The 11,055-nt window shown below is 69.3% G+C and carries 10 protein-coding genes and 1 pseudogene; 6 read left to right on the top strand and 5 right to left on the bottom strand.

From position 1 onward, the window contains the following. Nucleotides 1-182: 182 nt before the first annotated feature. The 6 genes from ACIQU6_RS39670 to ACIQU6_RS39645 all read left to right on the top strand — a co-directional run bounded on the left by ACIQU6_RS39670 (nucleotide 183) and on the right by ACIQU6_RS39645 (nucleotide 5,970). Nucleotides 183-2,276, top strand: a complete 2,094-nt coding sequence (locus tag ACIQU6_RS39670) for an NEW3 domain-containing protein (protein WP_403486670.1) — start codon at nucleotides 183-185, stop codon at nucleotides 2,274-2,276. 72 nt (nucleotides 2,277-2,348) lie between these two features. Next, nucleotides 2,349-3,635 (top strand): glycoside hydrolase family 27 protein, encoded by a 1,287-nt coding sequence (locus tag ACIQU6_RS39665; RefSeq protein WP_403486668.1) that lies wholly within the window; start codon nucleotides 2,349-2,351, stop codon nucleotides 3,633-3,635. Between the two features lie 63 nt (nucleotides 3,636-3,698). Then, nucleotides 3,699-3,893 (top strand): hypothetical protein, encoded by a 195-nt coding sequence (locus tag ACIQU6_RS39660; RefSeq protein WP_403486666.1) that lies wholly within the window; start codon nucleotides 3,699-3,701, stop codon nucleotides 3,891-3,893. 38 nt (nucleotides 3,894-3,931) lie between these two features. Continuing rightward, entirely contained in the window at nucleotides 3,932-5,047 is a 1,116-nt protein-coding gene (locus ACIQU6_RS39655; protein WP_403486664.1) for an oxygenase MpaB family protein, read from the top strand. Nucleotides 5,048-5,179: 132 nt separating this feature from the next. Then, a complete protein-coding gene (locus tag ACIQU6_RS39650; RefSeq protein WP_403486662.1) occupies nucleotides 5,180-5,623 on the top strand; it encodes an Imm63 family immunity protein in 444 nt (147 codons plus the stop codon). Then, nucleotides 5,620-5,970, top strand: a complete 351-nt coding sequence (locus ACIQU6_RS39645; protein WP_403486660.1) for a TNT domain-containing protein — start codon at nucleotides 5,620-5,622, stop codon at nucleotides 5,968-5,970. The genes ACIQU6_RS39650 and ACIQU6_RS39645 overlap by 4 nt, the downstream gene beginning before the upstream one ends. 222 nt (nucleotides 5,971-6,192) lie before the next feature. Here ACIQU6_RS39645 and ACIQU6_RS39640 read toward each other — a convergent pair. The 5 genes and pseudogenes from ACIQU6_RS39640 to ACIQU6_RS39620 all read right to left on the bottom strand — a co-directional run. Further along, nucleotides 6,193-6,867 (bottom strand): annotated as a pseudogene (locus ACIQU6_RS39640) (HAD family hydrolase); the annotation flags it as partial. Nucleotides 6,868-6,895: 28 nt separating this feature from the next. Next, nucleotides 6,896-7,960 (bottom strand): ABC transporter ATP-binding protein, encoded by a 1,065-nt coding sequence (locus tag ACIQU6_RS39635; RefSeq protein ID WP_403486658.1) that lies wholly within the window; start codon nucleotides 7,958-7,960, stop codon nucleotides 6,896-6,898. Beyond that, entirely contained in the window at nucleotides 7,960-8,793 is an 834-nt protein-coding gene (locus tag ACIQU6_RS39630; protein ID WP_403486656.1) for an ABC transporter permease, read from the bottom strand. The genes ACIQU6_RS39635 and ACIQU6_RS39630 overlap by 1 nt, the downstream gene beginning before the upstream one ends. Beyond that, complete coding sequence (locus tag ACIQU6_RS39625; RefSeq protein WP_403486654.1) at nucleotides 8,781-9,704, bottom strand: ABC transporter permease; 924 nt, start codon at nucleotides 9,702-9,704, stop codon at nucleotides 8,781-8,783. The genes ACIQU6_RS39630 and ACIQU6_RS39625 overlap by 13 nt, the downstream gene beginning before the upstream one ends. After that, a complete protein-coding gene (locus ACIQU6_RS39620) occupies nucleotides 9,701-10,858 on the bottom strand; it encodes an ABC transporter substrate-binding protein (RefSeq protein ID WP_403486674.1) in 1,158 nt (385 codons plus the stop codon). Before ACIQU6_RS39620 ends, ACIQU6_RS39625 begins: the two co-directional genes overlap by 4 nt. Nucleotides 10,859-11,055 lie beyond the last annotated feature (197 nt).

Genomic DNA, 11,055 nt, shown 5'->3' with positions numbered 1-11,055 from the left:
GACCAACGCCAAGTCAACTGGCACTTCACCACCCAAGACGCCCGCACCCGACTCCGCCACCTATACCCCAACAGTTAGCCGCGACGGTCTACTAGTTATGTTGATTTTGGTTCGCTTGGCGTGCCCTGGGCAAGGCGAAAGATGCGCGATCGTCCGTTACTCCCTTGGACTCAGGAGAACCGATGCGCAAGACATGGGCTGCCTTCATGGCGGCCGTGCTGACAGTGGCACCTCTCGCGGTTGTTCCCCTCGCCGCGACCCCGGCTGCGGCGCTCGACAACGGCCTGGCTCGTACCCCGCCGATGGGTTGGAACGACTGGAACGCCTTCGGCTGCAACGTCAGCGAGCAACTCGTCGAGCGGACCGCAGACAAGATAGCCTCCAGCGGGCTTCAGGCCGCCGGCTATCAGTACGTCAACATCGACGACTGCTGGATGGGCAAGTCCCGTGACAGCAGCGGCAGTCTCGTCCCCGACTCGACCAAGTTCCCGCACGGCATCCGGGGCGTTGCCGACTACGCACACGCCAGGGGCCTCAAGCTCGGCATCTACGAAAGCGCCGGCACGATGACCTGCGCCGGCTACCCCGGCAGCCTCGGCCATGAGCGGCAGGACGCGAAGACCTTCGCCGCCTGGGGTGTCGACTACCTGAAGTACGACAACTGCAACAACATGGGCATAGCGGCCCGGCAGCGCTACCAGGCGATGGGCGACGCGCTGGCCAAGACCGGCCGCCCCATCGTCTACAGCCTCTGCAACTGGGGCGAGGAGGACGTGCCGAGTTGGGGCGCCTCGATCGGCAACCTGTGGCGTACCACCGGCGACATCGACGCCTCGTACGGTCGGATGCTCACCATCTACCACCACAACGTCAACCTCGCCGCCGCGGCCGGACCGGGCGCCTGGAACGACCCGGACATGTTGGAAGTCGGCAACGGCATGACGCCGACCGAGGACCGCACCGAGTTCTCGCTCTGGGCCGAGATGGCCGCACCGCTGATCTCAGGCACCGACCTGCGCAGCGCGAGCGCCGACACCCTCGCGATCTACGGCAACAAGGAAGTCATCGCCGTCGACCAGGACAAGCTCGGCAAGCAGGGACGGCCGGTCAGCATGACGGGCGGGTTGGACGTACTGGCCAAGCCGCTCGCCGACGGAAGTGTCGCGGTGACCTTGTTCAACGAGAACACCGCACCCGCCGTCATCTCCACCACCGCTTCGGCGATCGGGTTGCCAGCCGCCAAGGACTACACCGTGCGCGACCTGTGGGCGCACCACACCACCGAGACCGCCAAGGCCATCAGTGCCTTCGTGCCCGGACACGGCACGGTGATGTACCGGGTCGCACCTGCCCACGGACTGGACGGCCACGTGCCCAACGTCGTGGTGGACACCACGGGGTTCGGCTGGTCGGCCGGCACCTCCGCAACGGTGACCTCAACCGTCACCGACAACGGTGCGCAGGCCGCCACCGATGTCCGCCTGGGAGTCCAGGCCCCCGCCGGATGGACCGTCGCTCCGCTCACCCGCACGCGGTTCGCCCGGGTGCCCAGTGGCGGTAAGGCCGTCGCCAGGTTCCGGGTGGCCGCTCCCACCGCCCTGCCCACGCCGATCACCCACACCACCGTCACCGCGACCGCTTCCGTCCACGGCCCGGGCGGCAGCCAGACGGTGACCGCGCCGAACCCCGTGGAGCTGTCCGCCCCGGTCCGGGCGCCGTTCAAGACCTTCTCCGACAACACGGCCGTCTTCGGCGCGCAGGACAGCAGGCTCGCCATCGACGGCGCGGGCGCGGACTTGTGGGGCAACGTCGACCAGTACAGCGCGATCTACCAGCAGGGCGCGGAGCACGACGGGTCCACCACCGTCGTGAAGGTGACCACTCAGGCCAGCACCAACGAGTGGGCGAAGGCCGGGATCATGGTGCGAGACGACATCACCAAGCCAGGCACATCTCCCGGCTACCTGATCCTCGCCGAGGCCCCCGGCAAGGGCTACGTCCTGCAATGGGACAGCTCCGGCAGCGGGCACCTGGACTCCAACAGCGCCCCGCCCAACGAGGGCAGCGGCACCGCCGCCCACCCCAGCTGGCTGAAGTTGGTCCGCTCCGGGTCCAGCTACACCGGCTACTACTCGACCGACGGCACCCACTGGACGCAGCTCGCCACGGCCACCCTTCCCGGTGTAACCGCCGCTCAGGACGTCGGCGTGTTCACCAGTTCCCACAGCGAAGGCACCAGCGGCGAGACCGACTTCACCGGTTTCACCCAGAACTGACCCGCTGCGGCGGAGCGGCCACCAGCCGCTCCGCCGCCCTCCACCCCATTCCTCTACCCTGCGGAGCTCCCCATGCGTGCCCTTCCACGCCTGCTCCTGTCCCTCTCCATGACGCTCTCCGCGCTCGGCCTTCCCCTGCTCGGCACCACCCCCGCCCACGCCTTGGACAACGGCCTGGCTCGTACTCCGCCGATGGGCTGGAACAGCTGGGACACCTTCGGCTGCAACGCCGACAAGCAGATCGTCAAGGACACCGCCGACTTCATGGTCGCCAGCGGTATGCGCGACGCCGGGTACCAGTACCTCACCATCGACGACTGCTGGATGAGCCGCTCACGCGACGCGGGCGGCAACCTCGTCCCCGATCCTCACAAGTACCCTGACGGCCTGACCGCCCTCGCCGCGTACGTCCACAGCAAGGGGCTGAAGTTCGGCGTCTACGAGAGCCCCACCTACCACACCTGCCAGGGCTTCCCCGGAAGCCTGAACCACGAACAACAGGACGCCCGGACCTTCGCCTCCTGGGGCGTCGACTTCCTCAAGTACGACAACTGCCTTGCCAGCGACCCCTCTCAACGAGTCGGCGACGAGCGGCTTCCACTGCAGACGCGTGACGGCTGGATGCGCGACGCGCTCGCCGCCGCCGGTCGACCGATCGTCTTCAGCCTCTCCCTGCAGCCGGCGGCTCAGGGCGAGAAACCGTGGGTGTGGGGCAAGGGCGTCGCCAACATGTGGCGCATCGACGGCGACCGCGATGCCTCCTTCGCCGGCCTCACCCGACTGATCCATGCCGACCTGGACAAGTCGCGGTACGCCGGTCCCGGCGCCTGGAACGACATCGACATGTTGGAAACCGGCAACTACGCCTCGGCGTCGCAGAACCCCAACCAGCGCCTGACCTACGACCAGGAGAAGTCCGAACTGTCGGCCGCCGCGGTGCTCGCCGCCCCGTTGATCTCCGGCGCAGACCTGCGCACCGCCGCCACCGCGGGCAGCTCGGGCTTCCCGATCAGTCAGCAGGACCTGAGCGTCTACCTCAACAAGGACGTCATCGGCGTCGACCAGGACAGCCTTGGCCAACAAGGTAGCGCGGTCACCACCACCAACGGCCTCGACGTGCTGCGCCGCCCGCTGGCCGGCGGTGATGTCGCGGTGGCCCTGTTCAACGAGACCTCCGCGCCCGCCACCATCTCCACCACCGCCACGGCCGTGGGCCTGCCCGCCAGCAACGCCGGCTACACACTCAATGACCTGTGGACACACGGGAGTTCGGTCAGCGCTCACGGCGCGATCAGCGCCAACGTCCCGCCCGGCGGCACCGTGCTCTACCGGGTGAAGGTGAACCACTCGTCGCACTGATCCTTGTCATCGGCGAAGGTGCCGCGGACCTTCTCTGCACCAACTCGCGTGCTGGGGCGCCCGATGACGAACATCGAGCAGATCGCCACCCCGGCGTCGTCCGGCTCGGCGCGGGCCGCGCTCTCCGTCATCCACAACCTCGCGGACCACGTGTTCGGGCAGAGCGACTACGGGCCGCGCACAGGCGGCTGCGTGATGGATGAGGGCCACGCGCCCCTCGTTCGAGTGAGACTGCCGCCCCGGCTCGCAGTGCAGTGATACGAGTACGTGTCACTGCAAACCCGACGGAGGACCGCATGGCCACCAACGGTTGGACGAATGAACTGCTCGACCGAATGCGCGCCACGGGCGACCCGCTCGGGGACGCCGCAATCGCCGAGACGTACGAACTGGGACAGCAGGAGCAGGTGCGGCAGACGCTGCTCGGCTTCGGCCGGAACAGCGACGCCGTACCGGCCGGGCTGCCGCCCAAGCTCCAGCGGTACTTCGCGGAGAGCGCCGTGCTGCCGCCCTGGGCGGATCGAGCGCAGATGGAACGCGGCCACGAACTGCTCGGCCGTCACCAGCCGCTGATCGCCGCGATCCTGCTCTGCGGCTCGCTCCCGATCTGCTACACCTGCGGCAACGGGGCCGAAGTGCTTGTCCGGTCCCAACGCCTCACCTCCGGGGTGTACCGACGGCTGGCGGAAACCTCGCAGTTCGTCGTGGACGTCCTCGACGACGACGGCCTGGGGCCGAGCGGTCGCGGACTTCGTTCCGCCCAGAAGATCCGCCTGCTGCACGCCACCATGCGCTACCACGTCTCCCAGCTCGGCGACTGGGATACCGCTCGGTTGGGGCTACCGATCAACCAGGAAGACCTGGCGGGCACGCTGATGAGCTTCTCGGTGATGATCCCGCGCGGCCTCGCCACGCTGGGCGTCGAGCTGCTGCCCGAGGACCGGGATGCCTACTTCCACATCTGGCGGGTGATCGGCCATGTCCTGGGTGTCCACGAGCAGCTCAACGCCGTCAAGTTCGGTGACGGCTCTGCCCTGTTGGACGGCATCCTCGCCCGCCAACAGCGCCCCTCGGAAGCTGGCACGGTACTGACGAAGGGCGTCTTGGACTTCATCCGCGAGGTGCTGCCGGTCCCGCCAGGAGTCGGGCCCACGCTGATTCGGCACCTGATCGGCGACCAGTCCGCCGACCTCGTCAAGGTGCCCCCGGCGGACAGCCTCACCCAGCTTGGGCTGGGCGCCGCCACGCTGCCCAACTTCGGGTACGGCAAGGGTGGCGACACCCTGCCGCCCGCGGCGAAGGTAGCCAGCCAACTGGGGCTGCTGATCTTCAAGGAGGGACTGCTGCTCACCAACAACGGTCGCCGCCGCCAATGGCAGGTTCCCACCGGCCTGACCGACTCACCGTCATGACCGTCAACAGCTGGCGGCTCAAGTCCGGGTGGTCGACGAGCCACTGACCGGGGTGGGCAGTGGGTGCGTGCCGGCGTTCGCGTGATCTAGTCCACATCGGGAGTGCCCGTATCCGATGGGATACTCGTCCGTGTGACGATAACCCTTGAGGATGTCTACTCCACCGTCCGCAGCATGCTGTCGGGCATCGACGGGCTCGACGGCGCGGACGTCGTGGGGAACGGCCCTCCCGACGCCGGCTACCCCCAGGCCGAGGTCCGCGACGGCACCTTCCACTGGGTGGTGCTGGAACGCAACAAGGAAGTGGAGCGCCGCACCACCGGAGACATGGACGAGTTTCTGTACTGGACGGCGCTCCACACCACCCGGGACGCCGCCTCCCGCTGGGAGCTCGACCACCGCGGACTGCTTCCCGGCTGCAGTGACACCCGGGTGGGGTGGCTGGCCAGACAGGTCCAACTGCTGGTACTGGTCCGGCCCGAGTGGGCGGACAGGTTCCGGGCGCAGATTCCGCAACAGTGTCCGGGAGTACGCCTTCAGGACGTGGACGCCTATCCGGTCGGGGAGCAGTCGTGAGGTGGTGGCGCAGGCAGAACCAGAAGGAGGAGCCGGAGCGGTCGGCGGGCGCAGCGGACGTATGGGACCGGTTCGGCAGTCCGTTGGGGAGGTTCGCGCACCCGCAGGGAACGCCGTTCGCCCAACGTTCCCTGCCTCCCACCTACCTGGCGTGCGGGTACCACGTGTACAGCTGGATCCGGCCGTGGGGCCAGGAGGAAGTCGAAAAGTACGGCGTCATCCAGGGAGGCAAGGTCGCTCCCTGGTTCGGACAGCCCGGGGGCGGAACGCAGTTCATGCTCCCGGAAGGCATCTCGATGCAGTGGCTCATCGACCAGGGCTACCTCCGCGAGGAACCGGTGCAGTGATCCGCGCCGATCACCGGTGAACCGGAGCCGCTGGCCGATCGGCCTTCGCAGGTTCATGCCCGCGGTGTTCGCCACGATGTCCGGGCCCTTGGCGTACTCGTCGAACGCGGCGAACATTCGCTCCGCGTCCCCGTGGCCAGTGCCGTCTCAGCATCCAGCGTGTCCACGGCGCAACTCCCTCTCGCCATCGCCCCGTTGAGCAAGCCCCTAGGCGATCCGCAAGGGGCCGTCCGCGAGCGACACGAGCAGTGCGACGTCTGCCTGTTCCAGGCTGTCGAGCACCGTGCGGCCGGGGGCGGGTGGTATCGGCGTCACGGAGGGCACGGCGAGTACGCGGCAGCCGGCGGCCTCGGCCGAGGTGACACCGGTCGGGGTGTCCTCCACGGCCACGCAGGTCGACGGCGGTACGCCGAGGGCGCGGGCCGCGGCGAGGTAGGGGTCGGGGGCGGGCTTGGTGCGCGGGGTGTCGTCGGCGGTGACGGAGACCGCGAACCGGTCGGCGCCCAGGTTGCGCAGCACGATGTCCGCCACGGAGCGCGGGGAGGCGGTCACCAGGGCCGTGCGGATGCCTGCCCGCTGTAGGCCGTCGAGCAGTTCGATCGCGCCGGGGCGGGGCACGATTCGGGATTCCACCCGGATCGCGAACTCCCGGTGCAGCACGGCCGAAAGCTCGGCCAGGGGTGTCGAGGTGCCGGTGGCGCGGTGGAGATGGGCGGCGGTGTGCTCGACGGGACGGCCGAGCACTTCGGGCAGGTCGGTGTCGGTGAGTTCGTAGTCCAGGGTGGCCGCGACGCGGTGGGCTGCCTGCCACCACAGTTCCTCGGTGTCCACGAGGGTGCCGTCCATGTCGAAGAGGACGGCTTGGAGGGGGTGGGGTGCGGTGGAGGTGTGGGACACGGGCTCTCTCTTGGTAGGCGTGCAGGGTTCAGGCGCGGGCGGCGGTGAGTACCGGGCGGTCGGGCAGGGTGAGGGCGACCGCTGCGCCCGGTGTGAGCGCGGCGGCATCGTAGGTGGGCAGGTCCGCCTTGACGGCGGTGCCGTCGGGTAGTTGGACGGTCAGGCGGGTGACGGCGCCGAGGAAGGCGGTGGCGGTGACGCGGGCCCCGCCGTCGGGGTCGGCGCTCACCCTAACCGCCTCCGGCCGGACCAACACGTCCACTTCGGGCCCCGCGGCGGCCTGACCGTCCACCGGTAGGCGGTGGCCCAGCACCTCGACGGTGCGGGTGTCGACGGTACGGGCGGGGATGCGGCTCATCGTGCCGACGAACTCGGCGACGAAGGGAGTGGCCGGGCGGCCGTAGAGCTCGGCCGGGGTCGCGCACTGCTCCATGCGGCCCGCGCGCATCACCGCGACCCGGTCCGCCATGGACAGGGCCTCCTGCTGGTCGTGGGTGACGAAGACGGTGGTGATGCCCAACTCCTGTTGGACACGGCGGATTTCCTCGCGCAGGGTGAGGCGCACCTTGGCGTCGAGCGCGGAGAGCGGCTCGTCGAGCAGCAGCACCCGCGGGCGCAGTGCGAGGGCGCGGGCGAGGGCGATGCGCTGCTGCTGGCCGCCGGAGAGCTGGTGGGGGAAGCGGTTGCCCTTGTCGGGCAGGCCCACCAGTTCCAGCAGCTCGGTGGCGCGGGCGCGACGCTGTGGGGCGGGCACCTTGCGCATGCGCAGGCCGAACGCGACGTTGTCCAGGGCGTTCAGGTGGGGGAAGAGGCTGTAGGACTGGAAGACCATGCCGGCGTCCCGGCGGTGGGCGGGAACCGGGGTGATGTCCTGTCCGTCGACCAGGATCCGGCCGGCGTCGGGCTCCTCGAAGCCGGCGAGCATGCGCAGTGCGGTGGTCTTGCCGCATCCGGACGGGCCGAGCAGGGCGAGCAGTTCGCCGGGGCGGGCGGTGAGGTCAAGCCCGTCGAGGGCGATGGTTGGGCCGAACCGGCGGTGTAGTCCGCTGAGTTCGACCGATGCGGCGGTGTCGGTGAGGGTGATGGAGGTCATCAGGCGGAACGCTCCTGATCGTTCTGGTGGGAGGAGGTACGGCGCCCACCGAGGAACGCCAGCACCAGGAGCAGTGCCCAGGTGATCAGCAGGCTGAGCACGGACACGGCGACGGACAACCGGGCCTGCGTGCCACTGACGTTGACGATCCAGACCGCGAACGGTTGGAAGCCGAGGACCCTGGCCACGGTGAACTCGCCCAGGACCAGGGCGAGTGTGAGGAATGCGGCGTTGAGCAGGGTCCCCCGCAGGTTGGGCAGGACGGCGCCGGCGACGGCGCGGGGCCAGCTGGCGCCGCAGCTGCGGGCCGCCTCGACGAGGGTGCGCACGTCGACGGCGCGGAGCCCGGCGTCCAGGGCCCGGTGGACGAACGGCAGCGACATCACCGTGTAGACGATGACGAGCACGGCCGGGAACGAGGGGTTCTGGAGCGCGGTGAACGTCTGGAAGAGGGGGGTGTCGGCCAGGTGGTCCGGACCCCAGCGGAGCACCGTGCCGACGCCCGCCACCAGCGCGATCGGTGGTACGACGAGAGGCAGCGAGCACACCACTTCGAGGACCGGTCGCAGCCGTGGGGCGCCGAGGCGGACGGCCAGCGCTGCGGGCACCAGGAGCACGAGCACCAGTGTCACCGTCGCGGCGGCCAGCCCGAGGGAGAGGAGGAGGCTGGAGAGGAATCCGTCGGCGCCGAGGATCTGCCGGTAGGCGTCCAGGGTCGCCCCCTCGCCGGGGACGTCGATGGTGAAGGCCACCGAGGCCGCCAGCGGGAGCAGGAAGTACAGACCGGCGAGGGCGAGTGCGGTGGTACCGCGACGTGCCGTCAGTCGAGCCATCGCGCGCTCCGTCGTTGCAGGGGGATGTGGATCGCCATCACCACGGCGGCGACCGCGACCATGTCGAGGCTGAGGGCGAGCGCCACGTTCTCCTGGCCGACCAGGACGTTGCCGGAGAGGGCGTCGGCGATCTGCAGGGTGACCAGGGGGATGGAGCTGCCCACCATGGCGGCGGCGGTGGCGTAGGCCGCGAACGCGCTGCCGAAGAGCAGGACGAAGCCGCCGAGGAGGGACGGTGCGAGCACCGGGAGGGCGACGTGGCGCCAGTACTGGGCCTTGGTGGCGCCGTTGTTCTGTGCGGCCTCGCGCCACTGAGCGCGCAGTCCCTCCAGGGCGGGGGTGATGGTGAGCACCATGAGGGGGATGAGGAAGTACAGGTAGGTGAGGGTGAGGCCCCAGAAGCTGTAGAGGTTCCAGCCGGTGTTCTCCAGGCCGAGGTGGTTGGTGAGGACCCCGGAGTTGCCGAGGGTGGCGACGAAGGCGAAGGCGAGTGGCACCCCGCCGAAGTTGGCGAGCACGCCGGATCCGGTGAGGACGGCCTCGCGCAGCGTCCGTGAGCCGAAGGCCACCATCGCCTGAGCGAGCAGCAGTCCCAGGACGGCGGCGATCCCGGCCGAGACGGCGGAGAGCTTGACGCTGCCGAGCAGTGCGTTGAGGTAGGGGCCCTGTAGGGAGGTGGTGAGGTTGGCGGTGGAGAGTGAACTCGCTCCGGTGGCCGGGTCCTTGGCGGTGAACGCGCCGGTGGCCATGGCCAGGGCCGGGGCCCCGAATCCCACGGCCACGAGGGCGAGCAGCGGGACCACCGCGAGCCAGGCCGTGGACCGCTTCCGCCGCACGGGGACGGCGGGTCCGGTGGGTGCGGTTGCCTGCGCCCGGGGCGCGACGGCGGTGCTGGTCGTGGTCGGTGTCACCCGGAGACAGCCTTGCTCCAGCCCTGGGCCAGGGCCTCCTTGGCAGCGGCCTGCTGGGCCTCGGTGGGGAAGGACGGGGTCCCGGTGACCTGAGGCAGTTTGGCCGCCGCCTCCTTGTCCAGTGTGTTGTCCTGGGTCATGGCGGCCATCAGGGCGGGGCGGGCGTAGCCCTTGAGGTAGAGGTTCTGCCCCTCCGCGCTGTACAGGTACTCCTGCCACAGTCGGGCCGCGGCGGGATGCGGCGCGTCCTTGTTGATCGCCTGCGAGTAGTACTGGGAGAACTTGCCGTCCTCGGGGACGGTGACCTTCCAGTCCAGCCCCTTGGTCTTGAACCCCTCGGCGTAGCCGGCGTTGAGGTAGTCCCAGTCGACGCTGATCGGCGTCTCGCCCTTCTCGATGGTGGCCGGAGTGGCCTCGACGGGCGTGTAGTTGCCGTTCTTCTTCAGTTCGGCGAAGAAGCCCACGCCCGGCTTGATGTCGTCGAACGAGCCGCCGTTGGCGAGGGCGGCGGCGTAGACGGCACCGAAGGCGGCGCCGGCCTTGGTCGGGTTGCCGTTGAGGGCGACCTGCCCCTTGTACTCGGGCTTGCGCAGGTCGGCGAAGGTGGTGGGGCAGTTCTTGACGCGCTTGGCGTCGCAGCCGATGGAGACGTAGCCGCCGTAGTCGTTGTACCAGCGGGCCTGGGAGTCCTTCTGGGCCTCGGGGATGCGGTCGAAGGAGGCGACCCGGTACGGGGCGAGCAGGCCCTGCTGGGCTGCGCTGAGGGCGAAGGACTGGCCGAGGTCCACCACGTCGGGGGCGCGGTCCTGGCCCTTGCGGGAGGTGATGGCGCTGATCTCGTCCTGGCTGGAGCCGTTGGGGTTATCGACGTTGATCTTGATGCCGTACTTCTTGGTGAATCCGTCGATCAGGGCACCGTAGTTGGCCCAGTCGCGCGGCAGGGCGATCGCGTTGAGCGTGCCCTCCTTCTTGGCGGCGGCGACCAGGGCGTCCATACCGCCCAGGTCCTCGGCGGAGGCCGCGGTCGCGCTCTTGCGGTCGGCCGCGGAGCCGGACTGGTTGGAGGGTGCCGAGCCGCATGCGCTGAGGACGAGTGCGGTGGTGGCAACGCCGCACGCGAGTGCGGCCGTCTTGGCCGCGGTGGCCCTGCTGATCCGGGGCGTGATCACGATCTCTCCTGGGGAAGCCTGAACGAGCCAAACGGACGTGTCTGAAGAACTTGTCTGAACAAGTTGGCCTCAGTAGGCACGGCCTCCACGTCCGGAAGGTGAACGCGAAGGGAAGCCTGGCAGCCGCGGAACTGACGATTCCGTCGTTCATATCGGCGCAAATAAGGAAACTTCCCCTCCGG

The sequence above is a fragment of the Streptomyces sp. NPDC090442 genome, assembly GCF_044769405.1.
In the GTDB taxonomy this organism is placed as follows: domain Bacteria; phylum Actinomycetota; class Actinomycetes; order Streptomycetales; family Streptomycetaceae; genus Streptomyces.
Note: the sequence above shows the minus strand (reverse complement) of the source record. Positions and strands in the feature narration are given on the sequence as shown.